The sequence below is a fragment of the Flavobacterium sp. LC2016-01 genome (assembly GCF_009711135.1).
Taxonomy (GTDB): domain Bacteria; phylum Bacteroidota; class Bacteroidia; order Flavobacteriales; family Flavobacteriaceae; genus Flavobacterium.
Genome location: NZ_WMIC01000012.1, coordinates 1 through 23539, shown reverse-complemented (window position 1 = coordinate 23539; position 23539 = coordinate 1). Strand labels below are relative to the sequence as shown.

At 35.9% G+C, this 23539-nt stretch carries 14 protein-coding genes; 2 read left to right on the top strand and 12 right to left on the bottom strand.

The features are described 5' to 3' along the window. Nucleotides 1-16 precede the first annotated feature (16 nt). Together GKZ88_RS20255 and GKZ88_RS20250 are read left to right on the top strand one after the other, a co-directional pair. Complete coding sequence (locus tag GKZ88_RS20255; protein WP_155104134.1) at nt 17-1654, top strand: S41 family peptidase; 1638 nt, start codon at nt 17-19, stop codon at nt 1652-1654. Nucleotides 1655-1661: 7 nt separating this feature from the next. Further along, nucleotides 1662-2465 (top strand): OmpA family protein, encoded by an 804-nt coding sequence (locus GKZ88_RS20250; RefSeq protein ID WP_155104133.1) that lies wholly within the window; start codon nt 1662-1664, stop codon nt 2463-2465. Between the two features lie 148 nt (nt 2466-2613). Here the strand turns inward: GKZ88_RS20250 and GKZ88_RS20245 are convergent, their stop codons facing one another. The 12 genes from GKZ88_RS20245 to GKZ88_RS20185 all read right to left on the bottom strand — a co-directional run bounded on the left by GKZ88_RS20245 (nt 2614) and on the right by GKZ88_RS20185 (nt 23533). Next, nucleotides 2614-3060 (bottom strand): GNAT family N-acetyltransferase, encoded by a 447-nt coding sequence (locus tag GKZ88_RS20245; protein ID WP_155104132.1) that lies wholly within the window; start codon nt 3058-3060, stop codon nt 2614-2616. 113 nt (nt 3061-3173) lie between these two features. Continuing rightward, on the bottom strand, nt 3174-3821 hold the full coding sequence (locus GKZ88_RS20240; RefSeq protein WP_155104131.1) for a DUF1579 domain-containing protein: 648 nt from the start codon (nt 3819-3821) through the stop codon (nt 3174-3176). A gap of 314 nt (nt 3822-4135) precedes the next feature. After that, nucleotides 4136-5101 (bottom strand): DUF4837 family protein, encoded by a 966-nt coding sequence (locus tag GKZ88_RS20235; protein WP_155104130.1) that lies wholly within the window; start codon nt 5099-5101, stop codon nt 4136-4138. Between the two features lie 45 nt (nt 5102-5146). Then, nucleotides 5147-6979: a lytic transglycosylase domain-containing protein gene (locus GKZ88_RS20230; protein ID WP_155104129.1), complete on the bottom strand. Its 1833-nt coding sequence runs from the start codon at nt 6977-6979 to the stop codon at nt 5147-5149. Between the two features lie 110 nt (nt 6980-7089). Continuing rightward, entirely contained in the window at nt 7090-8277 is a 1188-nt protein-coding gene (locus GKZ88_RS20225; protein WP_155104128.1) for a phosphoglycerate kinase, read from the bottom strand. Between the two features lie 267 nt (nt 8278-8544). After that, complete coding sequence (locus tag GKZ88_RS20220) at nt 8545-9045, bottom strand: hypothetical protein (RefSeq protein ID WP_155104127.1); 501 nt, start codon at nt 9043-9045, stop codon at nt 8545-8547. 10 nt (nt 9046-9055) lie between these two features. Then, complete coding sequence (locus GKZ88_RS20215; RefSeq protein ID WP_155104126.1) at nt 9056-9751, bottom strand: pirin; 696 nt, start codon at nt 9749-9751, stop codon at nt 9056-9058. Between the two features lie 18 nt (nt 9752-9769). Beyond that, a complete protein-coding gene (locus GKZ88_RS20210) occupies nt 9770-10513 on the bottom strand; it encodes an intradiol ring-cleavage dioxygenase (protein WP_155104125.1) in 744 nt (247 codons plus the stop codon). Nucleotides 10514-10804: 291 nt separating this feature from the next. Further along, the gene (locus GKZ88_RS20200) at nt 10805-11494 is read right to left on the bottom strand and encodes a LytTR family DNA-binding domain-containing protein (RefSeq protein ID WP_155104124.1); all 690 of its coding nucleotides are present in this window, start codon (nt 11492-11494) and stop codon (nt 10805-10807) included. Then, entirely contained in the window at nt 11491-12582 is a 1092-nt protein-coding gene (locus GKZ88_RS20195; RefSeq protein ID WP_155104123.1) for a sensor histidine kinase, read from the bottom strand. The genes GKZ88_RS20200 and GKZ88_RS20195 overlap by 4 nt, the downstream gene beginning before the upstream one ends. Nucleotides 12583-12741: 159 nt before the next feature. Continuing rightward, the gene (locus GKZ88_RS20190) at nt 12742-13716 is read right to left on the bottom strand and encodes a type IX secretion system membrane protein PorP/SprF (RefSeq protein WP_230392567.1); all 975 of its coding nucleotides are present in this window, start codon (nt 13714-13716) and stop codon (nt 12742-12744) included. Between the two features lie 43 nt (nt 13717-13759). Continuing rightward, on the bottom strand, nt 13760-23533 hold the full coding sequence (locus GKZ88_RS20185; RefSeq protein ID WP_230392566.1) for a T9SS type B sorting domain-containing protein: 9774 nt from the start codon (nt 23531-23533) through the stop codon (nt 13760-13762). Nucleotides 23534-23539 lie beyond the last annotated feature (6 nt).

Genomic DNA, 23539 nt, shown 5'->3' with positions numbered 1-23539 from the left:
AAGATATCTCATCATTATGTATCCATATTTCAAAAAGAAATTCATTATACCAGCCGTTGCGTCAGGATTATTATTTATTGGAGCCAGTTTCAAAGAAGATTTTTTTGAAATTGCCAAGCAAATAGAAATCTTCACCACTTTATTCAAAGCTGTAAACACCAATTATGTAGACGAAACTAATCCGGGTGATTTGATGGATAAAGCCATTAAAAGCATGCTGGCAAGTTTAGATCCTTATACGGTTTACTTTAACGAACAGGATGTTGTGAATTTCAAAATCAACAATACTGGAGAATACACCGGAATTGGCGCTTTGATTTCAAGAAAAAAGGATCGTTTAGTTGTTCGTGAACCCTACAAAAATTATCCAGCAGACAAAGCAGGCTTAAAAGCAGGCGACGAAATTATTCAAATTGGTGACGTTTTGATTGCTGATTTTAAAGATGATGCATCACAATTATTAAAAGGAACTAAGAATACCAAAATTCAAATTAAATACCTGCGTCAGGGAAAAACAAATACTACAGAATTGGTTTTAGACGAAGTTGACATTAAATCGGTTCCGTTTTACGGGAAAATTGATGATAAAACAGGTTATATTGTTTTATCACACTTTAGCCGAAAAGCTGCTCTAGAAGTAAAAGAGGCTCTAGAAAAACTAAAAGCCGATGGAGCAACTCAAATTGTTTTAGATTTAAGAGGAAATCCTGGAGGTTTATTAAACGAAGCAATTGACATCTGTAATTTATTTGTTCCGAAAAATGAAGTAATTGTTACTACAAAATCGAGAATTGAGAAACATAATAACACATACAAAACAACCAAAGATCCTGTTGATACTGAAATTCCGCTTGCTATTTTAGTTAATGGTAGAAGCGCATCAGCATCTGAAATTGTTTCTGGAGCTTTGCAGGATTTAGACAGAGCTGTAATTCTTGGAAGCAGAAGTTTTGGAAAAGGTTTAGTACAGCGTTCTGTTGATTTAACTTACGGAACACAGCTTAAAGTAACTATTTCTCGTTACTATACACCATCTGGACGCTGCATTCAGGCACTTGATTATGCGCACAAAGACAAAAATGGCGTCGCACAAAAAACGGATGCCAAAAACTTTAATGCTTTTAAAACCAGAAAAGGCAGAACCGTTTATGACGGAGGCGGTGTTTTGCCAGACATTGAATTGGATGAAACTAAAATGAGTCCAATTACAAGCGCTTTATTAAAAAACGACGGTATTTTTGATTATGCAACAACTTACTATTACAAAAATCCAAATTTAGGAGACAAAATTCCGGTTCTTAGTGATGCTGATTACGTGAGTTTCAAGCAATATTTAAAAACCAATAAAATCACTTTTGATACCGAAACCGAAATTGCCCTGAAAAATACTTTGGCTGCAGCCAAAACAGAAAAAATAGATGAAACAATTGCACCGGAATATCAGCAATTATTAGCCGCATTAGAAAAAAGCGAAACCACTCTTTTGGATAAAAATCAAAAGGAAATCAGGGGTTTAATTCAGGAAGAGCTCATCAAGAGATATCAATATCAAGAAGGTCTTTATCAATTTTATTTAAAAAACAATTCAGAAATTAAAAAAGCGGTCAGCGTTTTAAATAATCAAACTGAGTACAAAACGATTTTAAAAATGTAAAAATGAAATGAAACTTTGTTTAGCCCTATTTCTGTTTATTATTTACAATTTATCGGCACAGCAAAAACCTATTGAAACCATTTATTTTGAGTTTGACAAATTTGATCTTACTCCCCTACAAACCGAAGTTGTAACTAATTTCATTAAAAGTATTGACACAACAAAAGTTGAATCAATACAAATCTACGGTTACTGCGATGATCGCGGTACGGACGAATATAATTTTAGATTATCAAATAATCGTGCCAATACGATTCAGAACTTATTGGTATCTGCCGGATTTAACCAGAGTAAAATAGTCATTTTAGAAGGAAAAGGCCGTATTGTAGTTCGGCCTGATACGATCGAGAATCTTCATGAAACTCGTTCTCGGAATCGGCGGGTCGATTTGATAGTAGTAAAACGAAACAGTTTTGGAAAAGGAATTTACACCTCTTTTAAAGACAATCTAAAGGTTGGCGACAAAATATATTTAGAAAGTATACTGTTTGATATTGGAAGCTCTGTCTTAACCTCCTCTTCTAAAAAAGAACTAGACAAAATTGCCGAAACACTGCTTCGGCATAAAAATTTTCAATTTGAAATAAGAGGGCACGTTTGCTGCACACCCGAAATGTACGACGACGGAATCGACAAAGCCACCAAAGAAAGACGTCTTTCCTGGAACCGCGCCAAAACGGTTTTCAATTATCTGAGTTCAAAAAAAATATCCAAAAACCGAATGACTTATCAAGGCTGTGGTAATAAATATCCGTTAGGAAAAGGAGATAAATATGACCGCAGAGTTGAGTTTTTGATTACGAAGATTTAAAAAAGTTTATTTTAAACCAGCTAAAAAACTTCTCTTTTTAATTAAAGTTATACTTTAAAAAAAACTGTTATTAAATTGTTTTTTAGACAATTATTAAAACAAACAAATCTTAAAAAACTTTAAAGCAACATTATTGCGTTAGTATTTTTTACCCGAGAATCATCTCAATATGTTCAATATCATCTTCAAGATACATTTCGCTTGATTGGACAAAACCGTGGCTTTCGTAGAATTTTTTAAGATACAACTGAGCACCAATTGTAATCTGATCTTTTCCAAAATTTTGTTTTATTGCGGCAATTGATTCACGCATTAAATCATGTCCCCATTTTCTATCGCGATAATTGGCATCAACAACCACTCTTCCTATCGAAGCGTTATCAAAACTAATTCCAGCATCGAATAAACGTGTATAAGCGACAATTTTGCCGTCAAACTCTCCAATTAGGTGTAATCCTTTCTTGTCTTTGCCGTCAAGATCCAAATAAACGCAATTTTGCTCCACTACAAAGATTTCACTTCGCAGTTTAAGCAAATCATATAACTCATGAACCGTTAATGCCTCAAACGGCTTTATTTTCCATTTTAACTCCATTCTTTATATCGTTTGTTGTTTTGTGTTTGTTGTTTATTTGCAAAATTACACCAAATAGAAATCCCGACTACAATTTGTAATCGGGATTTCTATTATTTACTCGAAAGTAATAACTATTTTTTCTTCATCACGATTTCCATGCTTTTATATTCGGCGCCGTTTTTTGTGTCAAACATTTCCATTTTACGAGTTGTGGCATCGACAATTGTATAAAGTTCACGATATGGCGCTTTTTTTCCCGATACCGGATTTACAATTTCTCCCTTAAGTTCTATCGTTTTTGAACCTTCATCATATTTACCCGTGGCCACCATCATTCCAGTTCCCATGTTGTCGATAAAAGTATTCGTATATTCTTTACTGACATTATTGTAAGCCAAAGTACCTTTTCCTTCAAATGGTGATCCCATTATCGTTCCTTTATAATCCGTTTCCTGATAACGGCCTCCAAGAAGCATTTTTACATTTGCGGTTGAACTTGCTTTTTCTGGTTTTCCATTTGGCTCATACCAAAAAGTCATATCACAAGTCCACGTTCCAACTTCATCGGCCATTATTTTATGTGGCTCGCCTGGTGTTGCATACGCTTGCCATGCTTTTACTTGTGCTGCAGAATCTACTGGAGCTTCTGCTTCAGCAACTGGTTCTTCTGTTTTAATACTGTCTGAATCCTTTGTTGTTACTGTTTCTGTTTTAACTTCTTTTTTACAGGAAATAAAACTCAATATCAATACTACTAATATTCCGGTTACATTTTTCATAAGTATTTGTTTTTATGTTTGTTACAAACAAAATTAATGAAAAATTTTTAGTTTCAGGTTTCAAGTTTCAGGTTTCAAGTTTAACCGCAAGGTTCGCAAAGAACTACGCAAGGATCGCAATCATGACAAACATAGCCAATGGTTTCAACCATTGGAGCGCAATGAGCTAATTTTTACATTCGTCCCCAAGGTTAAAACCTTGGGCTATATCTTTTCATAAAGTTCGCAAAACTGTTAGGATAAAGCTTTGCGAACTTTGTGCTTTTTACAAACTTCAATATGTCCCAAAATCTTAGCGCGCTTTGCGTTAAGACCTACCTCTTATCAATATTAACTGATTTTATAATAGCTTCGAGATCCAACATTAAATCGCGTTCTTGATTTGATGGTGAATAACAAAAACCTTCAATCACTAAAATTCGATTATGAGTTTTGTCAAGAATTGCATAATTAATAAAAGGGCCGGCCATAAAATCGTTTTTCATTTCCCAGCTTCCTTTGGTTTCGTAAGCTTTTTTTCCGTCTAAAATTGTAGTCGAAAAATAAGGGGCATATGCTTCTCCTGTAATCATTCGGGTATTTGGTTCTCTCCCTTTAATGTAACCGCCCACAGAATCACGCATTTTAACAATATCAGCTACTACATTTGATTTCTTAAAAGATTTTAGCGGAATCTGATAAACAAGTAAACTTGTATTGCCGCTTATAATATTCTTTTTGAGCCAAATAAAATTCTTTTTATGAAGCATGTACTCATATCCAATAGGAATTTCGAGTTCTACATGGAATTTATTTTTGATTATGGCTTGATTCAGCAAGGATTTACTATTGTCCTGTTGGATTTTTTCGATCTCAGCATCCCGAATTATTTTGATCATTTGCGCCGAATTGAGTTCGATACTGCAAATGATATCATCTACGGATTTTCCGTAAATGCGAAAAGTATTGTGTGGTAATTTTTTGCTTCGAATGATTTCAAACTTATCCGTTGTTGCTTTTTTAACAACAATAATGCTTCGGCTATCGGTAACAAAACCTTCAAGTAAACGTGCTGGATATTGATTAATGGTAAAAAGTGGCTCTTCTTGAGTTAAGCCCCAAACTGGAGAAGCAAATTTATTTCTGATCGTATCACCAACTTCTCCATACCAAAGCTGATCGTCAATAATAATAGAAATGGTATTGGTTTTGCCGGATACAGGCTGAGACTGTTTATCGGTTTTTAAACACGAAACCAGTAAAAACGACAGTATTAGAAATAAAAAAAGGGTTTTATTCATTTTTTTAATTTATGAAATAAAACCCAAATTTAGATGATTTTTTTATTATCCGTTTATTTTAAGTTTCATTCCAGGTTTTATATCTCCATCTTTAATGCCATTCCATTTTTTGATATCTGAAATTGTAACTCCAGGATATTTTTTAGAAATGCTATAAAGAGAATCTCCTTTTTTAACGTAATAATCTTCGCTGATCTTTTTTGATATTGCGCTTTTCTTGAATGAATCTACTGAAGCGTTTGATGCTAAAGCTGTATTCACATTTACAGTTTCTTCAATTACGGGAACTTCTTTAGAAATCACTAATGTTTTTCCTAAACCAATATTATTTGAAGTAAGATTATTAAGTTCTTTTAACTCCGCAACAGTCATGCCGAATTTTTTAGCAACGCTTCCTAAATTGTCTCCAGCGACAACAACATATTCCTGTGGCTGGCCAGCATTTTTATCTTTATCTTCAGCAGAAGCAATTGCTTCTTCCGATTTTTTCTCAACAGCAGGAATCGCTTTTGCTTCTTTTGAAATCTTAGTAGGATCAACATCCGACTTGATTTTTAAAGTTCTTCCTAATGCAACATTATTTGATTTTAAATTATTCCATTTCTTTAAATCAGCAATATTGACATCGTATTTTTCAGCAATTGCGCCTAAATTATCACCTTTCTGCACTTTATAAAGCTGCATATCAGTGTCTATTATTTTCTCAGCCTGTGGTTTTACTTTTGGAGCAACTTTCAAAGCCAGTTTTGCTGGAATCGTACGAATTGTCGATTGATGATCTACGTAAGCATAAATTTGTTTTTCATTTGAAACGAAAGTGGCAATTTTATCTTTCGGAAGTCTTAGACAATGCTGTTCACCTTGATAGAAAGGCACAACATTTAATTTATAAGAAGGATTTAAAAGTTGAATTTGAGATTGAGGCATATCAAGCAAATCTGCGATTTGTTTGAAAGTCATTTCTCTTTTTATATTCAGAGTGTCTGTTTCGAAGTTTTTAACAACAGCTCTTTCAGGATTGATTCCGTGTTCTTTGTGATATTCAAAAAGGTACATTGTTGCATAAAAAGCAGGAACATAACCTTGAGTTTCTTTTGGAAGATTACTGCGGATATCCCAGTATTTTGTTTGTCCACCAGATCGGCGAATGGCTTTAGTGACATTTCCAGGTCCTGAATTATAAGATGCCAAAACAAGTTCCCAGTCACCAAAAACATTAAACATTTTAGTCATATAATCACTGCAGGCAGCGGTAGCTTTCATTGGATCACTGCGCTCATCTACATATGAATCGATTTTTAAAGCGTATTGTTTTCCCGTTCCGTACATGAACTGCCAAAGTCCCGTAGCGCCCATTTTAGAAACTGCTTTAGGATTTAAAGCAGATTCTACAACGGCTAAATATTTTATTTCTAAAGGAACATTGTTTTTTGCAAAAGACTCTTCAAAAATTGGGAAGTAGTATTCGGATAAAGCCATTAATCGAGAAAACGATTTTTTACGATTCTTAAGAAATGACTTTATTAAATTTTCTAAACCTTGATTGTACTCTATATTAAACGGTGATTTTTCGTTCATTGCCTGCAATCGCTGTTTCAGCAATTCTGTCGGCAATTCTTCATCAACCGTAACATCTGAATTAATAGTCTGAATATCTTTCGATAGATCATCATAAATATCGAGACTTGTTAATTCTTTCATCCAAAGACTGTCTGCTTTTGCAGCCATATCATTCTTTTTGAAAGTACTTTTAACCGAATCGAGATACGATAATTTTACTTCCGGCTTTATTTCATTTTCTGGTGACGCAGCTTGCTGTGCAAACATTGATATTGAACATAGAGCCCCGACTATTATAGATATTTTCCGTACAATCATATAACATTTTTTTAAAATCTTATAAATCAAATCATTATAAGACGCTTATTTTTGCAAAACTAAAAAGTTTAGTGTCTAAAAATACGCAAAAAAATGTTAATTGTGATATTTTATTCTAAAATTGCGGCAATTCCAGGTAAAACTTTACCCTCAAGCATCTCTAGCATAGCTCCACCGCCTGTAGAAACGTAGCTCATTTTATCTTCGAAACCAAATTGTTTAACAGCAGCAACAGAGTCCCCACCTCCTACTAATGAAAACGCACCATTTTCTGTAGCTTCAGCGATATAATCTCCTAATGCAATTGTTCCTTTTGAGAAAGTTTCCATTTCGAAAACTCCTAATGGGCCATTCCATAAAATAGTTTTCGATTCTAAAATTACTTTTTTGAAGTTCTCTAAAGATTTTGGACCTGCGTCAAGACCTTGCCATCCATCAGGAATTGCAGTTACATCAACAATCTGAGTATTTGCAGTATTTGAGAAATCATCAGCAGCAACTACATCAACTGGAATGTGAACCTGAACACCTTTTTCTTTAGCTAATCTTAAAATTTCAAGAGCTAAATCTTGTTTGTCATCTTCACAGATTGACTCTCCAATTTTTCCGCCTTGCGCTTTAACAAAAGTAAAAGTCATACCTCCGCCAATGATCATGTGATCAACTTTGTCTAAAATATTTTCGATAACAGTAATTTTTGAAGAAACTTTAGAACCTCCAAGAACAGCTGTTACAGGTTTTTCACTGTTTTTCAAAACTTTATTTAAACTCTCGATTTCTTTTGCCAATAATGTTCCGAAACATTTTTCAGTTGGAAAAAACTGAGCAATAATTGTAGTCGAAGCGTGTGCTCTGTGTGCAGTACCAAAAGCGTCGTTTACATAAATATCGCCAAGTGAAGCTAATTCTTTTGCAAAAGCAACATCTCCAGCTTCTTCTTCAGCGTGAAAACGTAAATTTTCAAGCAATAAAACTTCGCCTGGTTTTAGGTTTTTAGCAGCAGTTTGAGCTGGTTCTCCAACGCAGTCTGAAGCAAACTGAACTTGAACTCCTAAAATTTCAGAAGCTGTTTTTAAAATATGTTTTAATGAATATTTTTCTTCAGCACCTTTTGGTCTTCCTAAATGCGACATTAAAATTACACTTCCGCCTTGCGCTAAAATAGCATCAATTGTAGGTTTCGCAGCTTCAATACGTGTTGCATCAGTTACATTGAAATTTTCATCTAAAGGGACATTAAAATCAACACGAATAATTGCTTTTTTATTTTTAAAATCGAAATCGTTTAAAGTTTTCATTTGACTAGTTTTTTAATTTTTTTGAAAGAACAACAAATATAGAACTTTTGCAGTACTAATAAATTCGGATAAACTAAAAAATCGATAATTAAAAGAACGAAAACGTTATAATTTCACAAATAAATTGGTTTATTAAATATTAAACACAATTTTAAATGCAAAATTTACAGCTACTTTACCAAAAAAAAACCTTTCCTGCTTACAGACTAGCAGAAAAGGCAAAAAATGAAACGAATAATTCCTATTTTTCTGAAACTAAAAGTTTATTTATTTTTGAATACAACAGATGGACAAATTCTTTTGAACAGGAAACATGATGGTTTCAAATTCGTTTGTTTCTTCTACACTTTTTGAAACGAGATAATTTCCTTCGACAATTCCGAAATACGTTAATAACGGTGAATAAAATGTAACTCCGATTTTATGTTTTGATGCATCTGTACTATCAGTATTGATGATATCCAGCTGGTAATTGATAAATGGAAAATAGCTGTTTCCGAGAACATCTGTAACGCGATGAAAGTTTCCTTTTAGCTGATCAACATAACCGCTTGCTGCGATTCCGGTCAGAAAATGCAATTTTTCTGCTTTTTCGTTTTCGGCCAATAATTCACGAAAGGTGTTTTTTGGATTTGTTTCCGAATTAAACTGCTGGCTCTGCATTTGATATTCTTTGAAAGTATCTTCAAAAACATACTTGTCCCACAAAAAAGTGGAAGAACTGTCGATGACAATTCGGTACGCTAATTTTATCTTTTTGATTTCCATTTCTCAAATTTTAAAACTTCAAAGGCACCTCAATTACTAACAGAATAGCATTTTCGGACAAAGCCTCCCATTCGATGGTTGAAATTCTTTTCATTCCTAAACCGTCTTTAGCTTCTAAAAGCCGATTTTCAATTTCAAAAGCTCCATTTATAACAAAAGCAAAAACACCATTTTCAGCATTTTTCAAAGTATAAAACCCTTCTTTTCTTCCATCATAAATTCCGATAAAACCTAGTGCTTTTTCAATCTCAAATAAAGCATTCAGCTTATTATGTGCCGTAATATCAAACTTATATTGCTGAAAATAATTCTTAAAGTACTGGGGACTCATTTGAAAATCGATTTCAAGATAACTCACATTCTCCCCATCGTATGGATTAAATATTTCGATTTCCAAATCATCATCAGCTGCTATAACCCGAATTTGATCAACGCGCAAAAACTCCTCATTACCAAAATTATCCTTGTATTCAATACCGCCAAATAAAGGCAAAATGATCACATTAGTATTTGAACTTATAAATCGAGTAATACGTTGTTGGGGGGCAAGTATTACTTCATTCAAAATTTTCAAAGATCCAAAGCCTTTTCGGGATATATCTTGGTAATGTTCAAAATTAAAAGTCGCAAAACGATTGTGTTTTGCAGAATTAAACACACCTCTTGCATCTGACTTATAAATTTGAGCTGGAATTTGAACTATCATTATAATCTAATTTTAAAGCTAACTTGCTACATTTATTGTATGTGTTAAAACAAAACCGTCGCTCACGCTTCCGGTTACAGTTGACATTTCGTTGGCAACTGAATCTGAAAAAACATTATCAGCTGCATTATAAGTGTAACCGCTTAATCCTTTTGTATATCCATTAGCCGTTGAAGCGTTTACTAAAGCCACGGCGCTACTAGATCCTTCTGGAAAAGCAATTTGAGTTACTAATAAAGAGGTTCCGCTTGCGTTGTAAATATGAACGTGAATATGCGTTGCTCTGCCCGAATACCAGCCTGGAAAAATAGAAGTAAAAGTCACTAATCCATTGTCATCTGTAGTTTGCCTTCCTCTTAAAAAATGAACCGAAGTGTAATTTACAGACTGCATTGAAGTACCTCCATATTCAGAATAATAACCGTCTTTATCGCAATGCCAAATATCAACTATAGCACCTTTCAAAGCGGCACAACTCGCCTTTGTATTTTTAATTGTGATTTTAATTGTAAAGCCAACTCCGGTTCTGTCCATTACAATATTAGATTTTACTAAAGACGAAGGCGTAATTGTTGGGAAAGGTCCGGCAGTTTCTGACGGAGATACGGAGCAATCGCCAGAAGACGATCCTGAACCAGAAGATGAACCAGTATCTGAAACAGCATCAGACTCGCCATCTTTACTGCATGAGTTGATAATGGGAATTGCCAAAGATGAAATTCCGATTAAACCCAAACCTCTTAAAAACTCTTTTCTTTTCATTGCTTTTGTTTTAAATGTTATACCAATGGAATGATTAACAGTTATTTTCGAGTAAAATTATTCGAAATTAAAGCGTTGAAAAAAGTTTGAGGTGAACCACAAAATTTATGAGGTAAACAAAGAAAAAAATGATTTTTGTAGTAAAAATAAGTTGATTATACTGTTATTATAATTTGGAGAATAGCACACGGATGACACTGATTTAAACTGATAAAAACGGATTTTTAAATTAAAAACAATGAAAACCCGTTTAATCCGCGTTATCTGCGTGCCTTTAAATTAGCCATATTCTTATTTTTGATCTAGAAGTGCAAAAAAAGCTTCTTCATAACTGGCACTTATCGGGATTTCAGCCTTTTCGATAAATAGCACTTTGTTTCTAATTTTTTCGATTTTTGCAATTGGAACAATAAAAGAACGATGCACTCGGATAAATTCAGTTTCCGGCAATTTTTGCAGTATAGCTTTTAATGTCATTCGGGCAACGACGGTTTTTTGATTCTGAATATGAATCTTCAGATAATCATCTAAACCTTCAATATAAAGAATATCAGAAAATAAGATTTTGATCAAACTATAATCGGCACGAATAAAAAGATATTGCTGTTCGATGTTTTGATTTTGAAGTTTCCATTGCGAAAAAGCTTTTTCAGCTGCTTGCTGAAAACGGGAAAGCGAAATAGGTTTTAAAAGATAATCCGTTGCACTTAAAGTAAAACCTTCGACAGCAAATTCAGAATAAGCCGTAGTGAAAATAACCATTGTTTTGTGCGGCAGTTTTTTATAAAAATCCAAACCCGAAATCGACGGCATATTGATATCTAAAAACAATAAATCAACCGGATATTTTTTAAGATATTTAAAAGCTTCATCAGATTTCGTAAAGACTTTGTCCAGTTCTATGTAATCAATTGTATCACATAAACTCTGAAGAATTTCTAATGCCAATGGCTCATCATCTAATGCAATCGCTTTAATCATCCTAATTTTATAGAAAGGTTTACAACATATTTTTCTAAAGTCTCTTCAATTTTAAGCTGATGTTTATTTGGGTAAACCAATTTTAATCTTTCGATTGTATTTTGAAGTCCAATTCCGGATTCAGACTGAACAGAAAATGTTTTTTTATTGGAAACGAATAGCGTCAACAACTCTTCTTTGATATCAATATAGATACAAATTTCAGAAGTTTGATCTGGATTTACACCATATTTAAATGCATTTTCGATAAAAGATATTAAAATAAGCGGTGTTATTTGTTTTCCAAAAGTATTCCCGGTGACTTTATAATCAACAATAACGGTATTTCCCAAACGTGTTTTTTGGAGTGAAATAAAATTATTGATGTAGTTGATTTCTTTGGATAAATCAATGACTTCATCATTTGAATTGGTCATGATATATCGCATTAATTCAGAAAGCTGTACAACAGCGTCTGGCGTTTTATCATCTTTTTTTAAGGCCAAAGCATAAATACTGTTGAGGGTATTAAATAAGAAATGCGGATTTATCTGCGCTTTTAGGAAAGCAAGTTCCGATTTTACTTTTTCTTTTTCAACACGCTGCAATCTGCCTGTAATTGCAAAAAGCAAACTCGAAATTACACCAATTAAATAAACCAAAGCAGTATGTCCGTATTGTGTTGGCGGACCGCCGACGAAATCAAAAGATTGTTCTTTTAAAAAAGAAGGAGGCGGAGGAAAATGCTCTGGAAATGGTCCAGGATTGTGTTCAAAATGTTCTGGAGGATTTCTGAAATCTAAAAAATTTCGGTCAGGATGATCTAAAGTGGTTGATATCCAAAGAAAGAATAATAGAAATGCAACAATGATGGAATAGTATAGAAACTTCTTTTCGGAAAAGTAGAACTTCGGAATCAAATAATAATAGTTAAAGTAAAAAAAGCAAAGAAGTGTAAAATAGATAAAAAAGTAAATACGGTCGTGCGGATTTGTGTATAAATGCGGCAACGAAAAAATAGTATTTGTCGATGTGAAGGCATACGGCAAAAATAAAAAAGCGAGGCACAGAACTATATGTTTCGCATAAAGTGAAAATTTTGCTTTCATAAATCAAATTTGATTTATCATTTTGACGATGCAAACTGATACTATTCAAATTTAATGTTATTGCCAGTTTATTTCAAATTATTGCGGTAAAAACACATAATGTTGCGACTCGCTTTATACTAAAGGCTGATTTTGCCCTTGAAATGGTTTTGTTTTTTATTAATCGTGAACTGGACTCTGCGTACAAGGACAGTTACTGATAGCCTGCAAGAAATCAAAACCTATGGTTACTACGTGAGTACCTGTATTGTAGTTTCCTAAATCGTTGAACATAACTTGGTAAGAATATCCAAAGTAAAATCTGGACTTCATAAAACCAGCCATTGGCCCGACAGATAATGGTTTTGGAAACTGGTCATTTAACATACGATACGAAACTCCAATCCAATAATAATCTTCATAACGATTGTAACGTCTGTATTTGAAGTTGAAATCGGTTGTTGAACGTTTATCACTTGCAAAGTATTGATAAAAGATCGATGGTTCGTATTCTATTCGTCTATTTTCTCCGTCGTTAAAAATATATCCTGTGTAAACCTGATAGTTAGAAAGCAAGTTTGGCTCTACTCCACGGTATTTATCTACATTTTTCTTTAAAACGTTATTCGCATTAAAACTCAAATAGAAATTTTTATTACGGTACAAAGCACTAATATCAAAGTTATTATTCCCTGTATAGCGATTGTCTGTAACCGAAGGGTCAAGAACTGGATGCTCAATAGTATTGTTGAACTCATCAATATCAATTCTGAAACTGTTGAAATTATACGAAATACCAAAAGACAAATATTGTTTAGAATAATAATCTAAAATCAAGTGATGTGCAAATGAAACCTTAGCACCGGTTTGTCTTGTGTATCCGTTTTTATCATTATAAATCGAGATTCCAACACCTGAACGATCCAAGACTCTAAAATCAGCATACAAAGATTGGTTTTCAGGAGCGTCCTTAATTCCGACCCACTGTGTCAAACCATTCGCTCTAATACGAAAGTTATCTCCAACACCGGCATAGGCAGGCGAAAGTACGAATGGGTTATCAGCTAAATACTGGGTAAACACTGGTAGGTTTAACTCTTGGCTGTAACTTGTTGTTACAGCCATGAGTACTAGGGATAAAATAAACTTTTTCATTGTAATAATTTTTTTAGATAACATCATAGGGGCTATTACTTTGTTATCTGTATAAAGTGAAATGTCCAACAAACTCTCTTGCATCTTTCTCGTCATTTAGTTTAAGAACATACCAGTAATCACCTGTAGGCAATTCTTCTCCATTGTATCTTCCGTCCCATTTTTGACCATAGTGATATTTAGCAACTACACGACCGTATCTGTCGAAGATTGAGAATTCAAGGTTGTTGTAAATATTAGTACAACCAGGTCCCCAAGTATCATAAACACCATCTCCGTTAGGTGTAAAGTAATTGTCTAAACAAATATCAATATATTTCGCTGGCACTGTAATAGTAGCCGTACAGCCGTTTTGATCTCTTACTACCACTACATAATCACCAGATTTGTAGATTTTGAATGTGTTAGAAGATGTAAACGGTTCTCCGTTAAAACTGTACTCATAAGCAGGAGCTCCACCTGAACCTACTACTGTAATGATATTCATTTCAGGTTTTCCACCAGCTAACTTAATTGCCAATGGCTGAACAGCTTTAATTTGGAAACTTACTGTTGGAACTTCACATCCGTTAGTATGTCTAGCCGTAATATAGTGGTTACCTGGAGCAACATTTGTAAAGATGTTACTTGGTTGGTAAGCACCAGTTCCGTCAAGTTTGTAATCAACATCAGCTGGGTTTTTGATACTGCTATCAATAGTAACAGTTACTCTGTTAGCCGCTTTGTTATCAACACAGTCATAGTTAATTTCAACTTTTGGATCTAGAACTACTGGCAATGGCATATCGATTTGAATAGCATTTGTACAGCCTGCAGCATCTTTATAGTAAACTGTGTGGGTTCCACCAGTTAACTTAGTAAAGTCAAATATTGTCTGACCAGCTGCACCAGCAGTAAATGGTCCTTTTTCAACATCAAGACTTACACTATATGGAGCAGTACCGCCCGTGATTTCAACACTAAATGCACCATCTTTATCACCAACACAAACTTCTGGAATCATAGAGTTTGGAACTTCAGCAGCTTTTAATAATGGTGGCTGTGTAATTGTAATAACACGTACTTCATTACATCCATTCTCATCCATAGCAATTACAGTGTAACTACCAACTGATAAGTTTTGGAATACATTTTTAGTATCAAACTGATCAGAATCTGGAGAGATTGAATATTTAAACGATCCAGTACCTCCAGTTGCAGTAACCGTAATACTACCGTTACTTTCTCCAAAACAGCTAACGTTTTTCTGAACAAAGTTCGCTGCAAACGGTGTTTTAGGTTCAGTAATTTCAAATGGAGCACTAACAATTCTACAATCAGAACCACTTGCTACTGCCACTCTATAGAAACCAATTGGTAAATCTAAGAATGAACCATTGTTTTGTGCAGGACGTACAACTGTTGTACCAGTAGTACCGCTATACAATGTGTATACATAATTTCCTAAACCACCTTCGGCTTTAGCAACTAAGATAGCTGTAGCATCTCCTTTACATCTTACGATAGCGCTTGATACATCTAAACTCACTGTTAATGGAATCATTACAGGAACAGTAATTTCATTACTTGCAAATCCTACGCAACCATTAGCATCAGTCACATAATATTTGTATAATCCTGGATTCACATTAAATGTAACTGAACTAGTGAAAGTTCCTAAAACAGTAGTTCCATTTGTACTATAAGTGTATGGCGCTTTTCCTCCAACTGCACTTAATGTAAGCTGCGCTTGAGTGTTACAAGTTGCAGTTTTAGACTGTACTAAACTTGCCGCTACAATAGTAGGCTCACTGATCACAATTTGAGCAGATGTAGCCGAACAGCTGAATCCGTCTGTAACAGTTACTGTGTAAGTTCCTGCACCTAATCCTGTAAATACTGGATTAGCTTGTGGACCCGCAACACTCACTGGGTTATCAGATACTTTAGTCAATGTATACATATAATTACTTCCTTGACCTCCTGTTGGAAGTGCAACAGTAATTACTGCACTCTTATCTCCGTGGCAAGACAACATTGTTGCACTTGCTGTTGCATTCACAACGATTGGAGCTGGATTAACAAGTACCGCAGTTGTAGTTGCAATACATCCTTTTCCGTCTTTTACGTTTATTGTATAAGTTCCAGCTGTTAAGCCTGTGAACACATTTACTGATGAATACGTTTTGCTTACTGGACCAACTAATTCATATTGATAATTAGAATCCCATCCGCCAGCTGCTGCAACTGAAATTGATCCGTCATTGTTTCCAGCAGCACATGTAATTGGCGATTGTGATTTAGTAATCGTCAATGCAGCTATTGGCTGTTTAATATTAAACACAGTAGTTACTGTACATTCTGGACTGTTAGTCAATTTAGCCGTAACTGTGTACTGACCAGCTAATAATCCTGAAATTCTAACTGGACCTGAATTTGCAGAACTTCCTGTACTTGGCACTGGACCAGTAATAGTATAAGTGAATGCACCTGCATCATTTGTTGGATTCAACAGATTATCTACGAATGTCAAATCAGCACTTCCATCAGCAGCTCCATAACATACTTCACTGTTTACTGGTGTTGCGTTGATAGCAAAAGTATTAGGATCATATACATAGTGGAAACCAATAATTGTACATCCAGTTGTTGGATTAAATACCGTGATTTGATATTTTCCAATCGCTAATCCAGAGAATAATCCTGTTGGATTTGTCTGATTGAAAACAGTTCCAGATACACCTGTAAGTGTATAAACTAATCCTGTTGGAGTTCCGCCTGTTGATGCTACAGAAACCTGAATAGTTTCGTTTGCAATACAAGTAATTGGAGCAACCACATTCACACTTACATCTGTCATTGTAATGAAAGGTGCAATTGTAATAGGAGCAGTTGAAGAACCTTCACAACCTTTGCTGTCAAATACTCTTACTGTGTAAGATCCACCTGCAAGATCCGTTTCATTATAAACATTAGAACTGCTGTTTTGAACAACTGTTCCGTTTTTGCTGAACTCATAAAGAACGTATGGTGCTGTACCGCCAGTAACAGAATTAACTGTAATGCTAGCGAAGTTTGTACTGTTTGTACCTGTTGTACAATTAAATTGTGCAACAACAGGAGCACCTACTACAATTGGACTTGGCTGTATAATTCTAGTGTCAACTTGAGCGTGACAGCCTCTTCCTGAAGCAACAAGCACTGTATAATCTCCTGGAAGAAGGTTATCAAATACGTTGCTTTCCTGAGGACCAACACTAACTGGAATATTACCAATAGTTGTTCCTGTTAATGTATAAGTATATACAGGATTATCATTCACACCTGGCGCATTTGGAGCCAAGTTCACAATAATTAATCCGTTTGAACCTCCGTTACAAGTAACATCAGTTTTATTTAAAGCTAAACCTGTAATTTGAGTAGCTTCTTTTAATTCAACTGTTACGATGTCTTTACATCCTGTTGTTAAATCTTCCACAATAACTGTGTGAGAACCTGCACTCATATTATTAAATGTTGCAGTAGTTCCAACAACTACAGGAATATAAGCACCTGAAGTATATTTATAGTTTCCAGAGCCACCGTTTGCTTTTGCTACGATTATTCCATCTGGAGCATCACAGCTTGGTAATGCCTGAATGTTTAATTGTAAATCTAAAGCACCACTAATAGTTACAGCAGCAGTTACTGTTACTGTACAACCGTTAGCATCTTTAACAGTTACGTCATAAGATCCTGAAGAATTAACCTGGAACGTAGGACTAGATTGGAATCCGCCTCCGATACTATATTCTAATGGAGCTTTACCAGTAGCAGAAACCACAATTTCATAAGTTCCTGTCGTACTAGGACACTGACTTGTAACATTTGCTGTAATAGCACTTGGAAGTGCATCAGTCAAGATGTTTAGAGTTTGTGCCAATGTATTACATCCGTTAAGATCTTTCACATAAACATCCCATGCTGTTCCTAAATTCGTATCTACTACTAATTTATTACTAGTACTGAATGTTGTTGGAGCAGTGCTTCCGCTAACTACTGCAGCATAACCGTAAGCAGGAGTTCCGCCCGCAGCTGTTACTGTAATAGTAGCATTTTTATTATTACAAGAAATGTTTGTAGCACTCATTGTAAAACTTAGAGGTGTAGTTGGCTGTTTTACTAAGAAATTAGTAACATTATCTGTACATCCTGAAGTGTTATCAGTCACAGTGAATGTATAATTAGCCGCAGTTAAACCAGTATATGTTACAACATCTCCAGTTTTTGTAAATGTTCCGTTGTTTGGAGACAATACAAATGTGTAATTAGCAGGAGAAATGTAGTTGCTCACTGTAAAGGCGATTGAACCTGTAGTTCCACCGTTACATAATACATCACTTAACAATTGTGCATCAACACTAATTTCGCTTGCTTTTTTAACTTCAATTGAATTTAATGTACTACAACCGTTGAAGTCAGTAACCTTAACTACATAAGTTCCTGGCAATAGGTTAGCAAAACTTCCTGTTCCATTTGAAACAGCTGAAGCAACTGGATCAACAATAGCATAAGTGTATGGAGCAACTCCACCTGTTACTGAATTTACAGTTACAGTAGCAACTCCTCCAGCAGTATTACAATAAATTGGCGTAGCCGACATATTGAAATTCGTTGGCGGGTTGTAAGCTGGAACAGTAGCTGATCCACTTGCTCTACATCCGTTAAAATCAACTATTACATAATTAACCGTAGCTGATGCATTCATAGTGTATGATGGAGAAGCTCCAAAAGTTACACCATTATCAAAACTATAGCTGTATGGTCCAGTACCGTCATGAGCTGTTAATGTAAGTACAGCATCTTTTGCAGTATTTGAAGGATCACATCCAAACGGTGTAATAGCATGCGTTGCTGTCAATAAAACTGGTTCTCCAATCGTAACTGGAACCGTTGTCGCCGGACAGTTTTTAGCATCTTTAACCGCAATATTATAAGTTCCTGCTGCTAAACCTGCAAAAATATTTACAGATCCAAAAGCTCCACCATTAATACTGTACTGGTAAGGTGCAACACCATTACTTGCAGTAACTGTAATACTTCCGTTAGAATCTCCTTTACATTTCGCGTTAACAGGATCAACTGTAAACATTGGAGTTGTAATTGGAGTAATTACTACTGGAACAGAAACTGCTTGACATTGAGCATCTTTAACTCTGAAAGTATAAGTTCCAGGAGTAGTAGTTACGAAAGGCAATGCAGTAACTGCAGTATAAGTACCACTATTATTTCGATCATACTCAAATGAATATGTACCTGCTCCTGTACCTTGCGTTGCAGTCAATGTAACTGTTGCATTGTTTGTTGTACAATTTAAATCTTGTGTAAGAGTCGCTTGAATCAACAATTCTTGTCTTAATACATAAGTTGCTTTAGCAATACATCCGTTACCATCTTTAATAAAGAATGTATAAGTTCCTGGTGCATTCAATGTAAAGTTTGGACTAGCATAGTAACCATTTCCAATACTGTATGTTGGTGCTTTAACAATATCTGGATCTGTAGTTCCTGTAATTGTGATTGGAACTGGTCCTCCAGTATAACAATATGTATTAGCATTTACATCGATTGTTGGAGCATCGTCTTTTGTAATTGTAACATCTAATATATCTGAACATGTCAAGTTTGCATCTTGAACATATACATCCCAATTAGCACCTAAAGCGAAATCTAGAACTGCGCTGTCGCTAGTTGTATAATCAGATGCTGTTGGTGTAGCTCCGTCTAATACAAATGCATATTTGTAAGCTGGAGTTCCGCCTGTTGCTTTTACAGTAACAATTGCACCTAAGTAGCAATTTGCAGCTGTTTTTGACACAAGAGCAACATCTAAGATAGCTGGCTGGTTAACTACAACTGTTGCTGTGTTTGTACAACCTGTAATTGCATCCACCACAGTTAATGTATAAGGTCCTGCTGGCAAGTTCGTAACCGTTACTACGTCACCCACTTTTGTAAGTGTACCTAAAGCAGGGCTTAAAGTAGCGGTATATCCACCAGCTTTGTTTTCTGCTGTAAATTTGATAGAACCGTTAGTTCCGCCATTACAAGAAACATTATTAACTAATTGTCCTGCCACAGTAATGTTTGTTACTGGCGCCAATGTATATGACTCAGTATATGTACATCCGTTTGCATCTGTGATCTGGAATACATAAGTATCTGGATCTAAGTTTGCAAATGTTGTAGTTCCTTGTTTCACTCTTACAATAGGAGATAAAATTTCATATTGGAATGGTGCAACACCATTTGATTGACCTGTAACATCAACAGTACCTTTTACTAAACAAGTTACTGGAACTGTAGTTGCAAAAGTCATATCAGTTGGAGGATTTAACGCTGGTACATTCACACCATTAGTGATTGTAACTGAACATCCGTTTGCATCTTTAACAAGAACATTAAATGTTGTTCCTGCATATGTTTCATAAGTATTCGTTGTAGAATAGCTTACTCCATTATCAAAACTGTATTGGTAAGGAGTTGTTCCGCCTGAAGCCACTACTGTAACAACCGCTTTTGATGGCGCGTTGCCTGCTGTACAAGCTAAAGGTGTCGTAACACTTGAAGTTGCAGTCAATAAAGTAGGCTCAGTAATTGTTACTGGAACTTTTGCTGACGTACAGTCTTTAGCGTCTTTAACCTGAATGTCATATGTTCCTGCCACTAAGCCAGGGAACGTATTTGATGTACCAAAAGCAACAAGAATTGTAGCTCCTTGTGATAATTGGTATTTGTATGGTGAAATTCCGTTTGAAGCTGTAACCACAATGCTTCCGTTGTTTCCTCCAATACAGCTTACATCAGTTTGTGTAAATGATGCCATTGGAGTTGTAGTCGGTGTTACTGTGATAACATTTGAAACAGCCTGACATCCTTGAGAATCTGTAACTCTGAACTTGTATGTTCCAGCTGTATAAACCGCAGGAAGAGCCACGAATGTTCCGCTTGCGTTGATTTCAACCTCGTAAGTAGGATAAACTCCTGTTCCTCCGCCTGGCGTCAATTTGATATCAGCAGCCAAAGTACAAGTCAAGTCCTGAAGCAATTCTGCTACAAGGGTAACCTGAGGCTTAACTTCATAGGTTATGATGTTTGACTCACAGCCATTAACATCTACAACACTGAATAAGTATGTGCCTGGGCTTGTTACAGTATAAACTGATCCTGTAATATTTGAACCGTTTACTCTATAAACTGCTGTTCCTGCTACCGGAACTGTTGCAACAAGAGATAAGTCTATTGCAATTGGAGCGCCTTGGTAACAAACTGGAGCTGGTGCAGTCATTGTCGGCGAAGCATCTTTGATAATTGAGATGGCCAATGGCGTTCCAATTACACAACCGTTAGCATCTTTTACATAAACTTTCCAGTTTAATGATGTTGCCGGATTCAAGAATGTTTCGTTTGCAGTAATGTAAGTTCCAGGACCTGCAGCAGATGCAACTACGAATGAATATTGGTATGGAGCTGTTCCGCCTGTAGCCGTTACGCTCACTTTTGCATCTGAATTACAATTTGCATTTACAAAAGGATTAGCAGTCAATGCCAATGCCGCTGGCTGAGCAACCGTAATTGATGCTGTAGCTGTACACTGAGTTGTATTGTCTGTAACCTGTAATGTATAGTTTCCTGCAACTAAACCTGTAGCCGTAATTACATTTCCAGATAAAGCAAGTGTTCCTGTTCCTGTTGTGAAAACATAACTGATTGCCCCTGTATTGTTTGCTACAGTAAATGTCGCTGAACCGTTAGAACCTCCGTTACAAGAAACATCTGCAGTTAACTGGCCAGAAACTGTAATGTTAGTAACTGGTTTAACTGTATATTCTTCTTCGTATGTACATCCGTTAGCATCTTTCACCTGGAATAAATAAGTATCCGGAGCTAATGCTGTGAACACACCGCTATTTAGACCTGAAACGTTTGTTACCGCAGAAGCTGGAGATAAGATAGCGTATGTTTTAGTACCTACTCCGTGCTGTACATTGCTGATCGTAACTGTACTTTTCTGGCTAGCCACTGGTAAACAGTAAACTGGAGTTCCTGTAATATCCATGTCTGTCGGTGCGTCTAATGCTGGTACATTCACACCATTTGTGATTGTAACTGAGCATCCGTTTGCATCTTTAACAAGAACATTAAATGTTGTTCCTGCATATGTTTCATAAGTATTCGTTGTAGAGTAGCTTACTCCATTATCAAAACTGTATTGGTAAGGAGTTGTTCCGCCTGAAGCCACTACTGTAACAACCGCTTTTGATGGCGCGTTGCCTGCTGTACAAGCTAAAGGTGTCGTAACACTTGAAGTTGCAGTCAATAAAGTAGGCTCAGTAATTGTTACTGGAACTTTTGCTGACGTACAGTCTTTAGCGTCTTTAACCTGAATGTCATATGTTCCTGCCACTAAGCCAGGGAACGTATTTGATGTACCAAAAGCAACAAGAATTGTAGCTCCTTGTGATAATTGGTATTTGTATGGTGAAATTCCGTTTGAAGCTGTAACCACAATGCTTCCGTTGTTTCCTCCAATACAGCTTACATCAGTTTGTGTAAATGATGCCATTGGAGTTGTAGTCGGTGTTACTGTGATAACATTTGAAACAGCCTGACATCCTTGAGAATCTGTAACTCTGAACTTGTATGTTCCAGCTGTATAAACCGCAGGAAGAGCCACGAATGTTCCGCTTGCGTTGATTTCAACCTCGTAAGTAGGATAAACTCCTGTTCCTCCGCCTGGCGTCAATTTGATATCAGCAGCCAAAGTACAAGTCAAGTCCTGAAGCAATTCTGCTACAAGGGTAACCTGAGGCTTAACTTCATAGGTTATGATGTTTGACTCACAGCCATTAACATCTACAACACTGAATAAGTATGTGCCTGGGCTTGTTACAGTATAAACTGATCCTGTAATATTTGAACCGTTTACTCTATAAACTGCTGTTCCTGCTACCGGAACTGTTGCAACAAGAGATAAGTCTATTGCAATTGGAGCGCCTTGGTAACAAACTGGAGCTGGTGCAGTCATTGTCGGCGAAGCATCTTTGATAATTGAGATGGCCAATGGCGTTCCAATTACACAACCGTTAGCATCTTTTACATAAACTTTCCAGTTTAATGATGTTGCCGGATTCAAGAATGTTTCGTTTGCAGTAATGTAAGTTCCAGGACCTGCAGCAGATGCAACTACGAATGAATATTGGTATGGAGCTGTTCCGCCTGTAGCCGTTACGCTCACTTTTGCATCTGAATTACAATTTGCATTTACAAAAGGATTAGCAGTCAATGCCAATGCCGCTGGCTGAGCAACCGTAATTGATGCTGTAGCTGTACACTGAGTTGTATTGTCTGTAACCTGTAATGTATAGTTTCCTGCAACTAAACCTGTAGCCGTAATTACATTTCCAGATAAAGCAAGTGTTACTGTTCCTGTGGTGAAAACATAACTGATTGCACCTGTATTGTTCGCTACAGTATAGGTCGCTGAACCGTTAGAAGCGCCGTTACAAGAAACATCTGCAGTTAACTGGCCAGAATCTCTAATGTTAGTACGTGGTTTAACTCTATAATCTTCTTCGTATGTACATCCGTTAGCATCTTTCACCTGGAATAAATAAGTATCCGGAGCTAATGCTGTGAACACACCGCTATTTAGACCTGAAACGTTTGTTTCCGCAGAAGCTGGAGATAAGCTAGCGTAGGTGTTAGTACCTACTCCGTGCTGTACATTGCTGATCGTAACTGTACTTTTCTGGCTAGCCACTGGTAACCAGTAAACTGGAGTTCCTGTAATATCCATGTCTGT

Coding starts and splice junctions, on each gene's coding strand:
- GKZ88_RS20255 (WP_155104134.1), top strand. CDS start 17: ATGTATCCATATTTCAAAAAGAAATTCATTATACCAGCCGTTGCGTCA.
- GKZ88_RS20250 (WP_155104133.1), top strand. CDS start 1,662: ATGAAACTTTGTTTAGCCCTATTTCTGTTTATTATTTACAATTTATCG.
- GKZ88_RS20245 (WP_155104132.1), bottom strand. CDS start 3,060: ATGGAGTTAAAATGGAAAATAAAGCCGTTTGAGGCATTAACGGTTCAT.
- GKZ88_RS20240 (WP_155104131.1), bottom strand. CDS start 3,821: ATGAAAAATGTAACCGGAATATTAGTAGTATTGATATTGAGTTTTATT.
- GKZ88_RS20235 (WP_155104130.1), bottom strand. CDS start 5,101: ATGAATAAAACCCTTTTTTTATTTCTAATACTGTCGTTTTTACTGGTT.
- GKZ88_RS20230 (WP_155104129.1), bottom strand. CDS start 6,979: ATGATTGTACGGAAAATATCTATAATAGTCGGGGCTCTATGTTCAATA.
- GKZ88_RS20225 (WP_155104128.1), bottom strand. CDS start 8,277: ATGAAAACTTTAAACGATTTCGATTTTAAAAATAAAAAAGCAATTATT.
- GKZ88_RS20220 (WP_155104127.1), bottom strand. CDS start 9,045: ATGGAAATCAAAAAGATAAAATTAGCGTACCGAATTGTCATCGACAGT.
- GKZ88_RS20215 (WP_155104126.1), bottom strand. CDS start 9,751: ATGATAGTTCAAATTCCAGCTCAAATTTATAAGTCAGATGCAAGAGGT.
- GKZ88_RS20210 (WP_155104125.1), bottom strand. CDS start 10,513: ATGAAAAGAAAAGAGTTTTTAAGAGGTTTGGGTTTAATCGGAATTTCA.
- GKZ88_RS20200 (WP_155104124.1), bottom strand. CDS start 11,494: ATGATTAAAGCGATTGCATTAGATGATGAGCCATTGGCATTAGAAATT.
- GKZ88_RS20195 (WP_155104123.1), bottom strand. CDS start 12,582: ATGAAAGCAAAATTTTCACTTTATGCGAAACATATAGTTCTGTGCCTC.
- GKZ88_RS20190 (WP_230392567.1), bottom strand. CDS start 13,716: ATGAAAAAGTTTATTTTATCCCTAGTACTCATGGCTGTAACAACAAGT.
- GKZ88_RS20185 (WP_230392566.1), bottom strand. CDS start 23,533: ATGGATATTACAGGAACTCCAGTTTACTGGTTACCAGTGGCTAGCCAG.